1 pseudogene is annotated in these 226 nt (G+C 43.8%); it reads right to left on the bottom strand.

Annotated features, from left to right (window positions below):
* Window position 1: 1 nt before the first annotated feature.
* A pseudogene (locus ACTHSP_RS24270) lies at window positions 2-226 on the bottom strand (30S ribosomal protein S3); the annotation flags it as partial.

Genomic DNA, 226 nt, shown 5'->3' with positions numbered 1-226 from the left:
TCTAGTTGGCTGCAGCATTACGTCCACCTGCCTTTCTTTGTTTCTTCTCATGCTCAGGTTTAGAAGATTTAATATTACCTTCTGTATAAACCCAAACTTTCAGACCCAGTACACCATAAGTAGTGTGTGCTTCGCTAGTTGCATAATCTACGTTCGCACGCAAAGTATGCAAAGGTACACGACCTTCACGGTACCATTCGCTACGAGCGATATCAGCACCATTCAG

Source organism: Neisseria sp. P0001.S005, assembly GCF_051963715.1.
This window is presented reverse-complemented; position numbering and strand designations above follow the sequence as displayed.